The sequence below is a fragment of the Deinococcus sp. genome (assembly GCF_030523985.1).
GTDB lineage: Bacteria > Deinococcota > Deinococci > Deinococcales > Deinococcaceae > Deinococcus.
On record NZ_JAUNHK010000210.1, the window covers coordinates 1 to 1,643 of the forward strand.

Genomic DNA, 1,643 nt, shown 5'->3' on the forward strand with positions numbered 1-1,643 from the left:
CCCAGCAGCGGCATTTGCCTGAGTTGCGAACCGGGAGCCGTGGCGTACTGGCTGCGCCGCCGCCGCGAAGTGCAACTGGTGACCTGTAGCGGTCCAGAAGCGAAGGTAGGCAACTGGGTGTGGTCGGTGGGTCACTAAGGCCGCCCCCGACACGGCGACAGGGCTACTGTCAGGTGTCGGGGGCAGCAGGTCAGGGACGACTTCAGGGAGCGGGCGTCACGCTTTCCAATTTGGGGCGTTTGGAGCGGGTCTCGCGCCGGGTGCGTGGGTCGAGGGCCACCAGCAGGAAGAAGTTTTCCAGCGCGTTTTCCTGACCCTTGATTTGCGGGTGCTCGTGCTCGGCAGTTCCGGTGACGAACGGCAGCGCCTGATAAAGCTCCAGCGCGTGCGTCACCACGTCTTCCGGTGCGTGTTCGGCGGCGTAGTCACCCAGGGCGGCGTAAATCTCGCGCCGGGCCTCGGCATGGCGCAAAAAGGCGTCGGGATGGGGGGTTTCGGGGGCACGCAGCATGTCCTGCCGGGCGATGCGGCGGTAGTGCTTGAGGCCCTGAAGAAGCTGTTCGGTGGTCATTTTTTCTTTCATCGTCTCTCCTGTGTTCCGGTCCAGACGGCAGACGGCTGGCGCAAAGTATAGGCGCGTTCCCGGCTTTTCCGGCATACCCTTCGGTGGGGACAGACGGGAAGAGAGGACAGGAAGCGCTCAGTCAAAAGGATGAGAAAAATATGGAAGCGAACTTTCCATGAAGCCCCACTTTCGCCCACCAACACGCTTTTCCGGGGTGACAATTCAGAAATGAGTCATAATCTGAGAACGCTGAGGAAATCCTTCGTATTCATCGGGTTATGCAGTCTAAAAGTCCGCATATACGTCGTATAGGCGCATAAAAGTCCCCCATTCATTTAAGGATTAAGGGCAAGTGAACGGTTTTGGGATAGGATTCCGGAGTCGATGAAAGCCGCCCACCTCCTGACCACCATCTCCGCTTTGAGCTTGACCACTGCTGGAGCCGCCACCTACACCGTGAAGTCTGGTGATACGCTCTCGAAGATTGCGCGTAACTACGGCACCGATGCCGCCAGCCTGATGCGCCTGAACGGACTGAGAAGCACCACCATCCAGGTGGGCCAGCGCCTCCAGATTGGCGGTGGATTCACCAAGAGCAACACGGCCCAGGCCGCCGCGCCCGCTGCCCGCACCAGCAGCCGCCCCTACGTGAACACCGCTGCCAGCCGCTACCTCGGCATCCGCTACGTTCTGGGCGGCACCGGCTACGGCGGTATCGATTGCAGCGGCTACACCCTGCGCGTGTTCCAGCAGATGGGCATCAACCTGCCCCGCACCGCCGCCGCCCAGTGGCGCGTCGGGTACGCGGTCAGCAGCCGCAACCTCCAACCCGGCGACCTGGTGTTCTTCAACACGATGGGCCGTGGCGTGAGCCACGTGGGCATCTACCTCGGCAACGGCATGATGGCGAACGCCAACTCCTACCACGGCCGCACCGTCGTCGAGCCGATGTTCAGCAATCCCTACTGGGCCAGCCGTTACATGGGCGCCCGCCGCGTCCTCAGCTGACCCACAAGCACGCCAACAGCGGCTTTCATCGCCCTGCCCCCACCTGCCCCGGTGGGGGTGCGTGCTTTTT

At 62.2% G+C, this 1,643-nt stretch carries 2 protein-coding genes; one reads left to right on the forward strand and one right to left on the reverse strand.

The window, feature by feature from the left end:
* Positions 1 to 202: 202 nt before the first annotated feature.
* On the reverse strand, positions 203 to 583 hold the full coding sequence (locus Q4C89_RS15045; RefSeq protein WP_303103431.1) for a hypothetical protein: 381 nt from the start codon (positions 581 to 583) through the stop codon (positions 203 to 205).
* A 366-nt stretch (positions 584 to 949) separates the two neighbouring features.
* On the opposite strand from Q4C89_RS15045, the gene Q4C89_RS15050 reads away from it, so the two are divergent.
* Positions 950 to 1,573, forward strand: a complete 624-nt coding sequence (locus tag Q4C89_RS15050) for a C40 family peptidase (RefSeq protein WP_303103432.1) — start codon at positions 950 to 952, stop codon at positions 1,571 to 1,573.
* Positions 1,574 to 1,643: the final 70 nt, after the last annotated feature.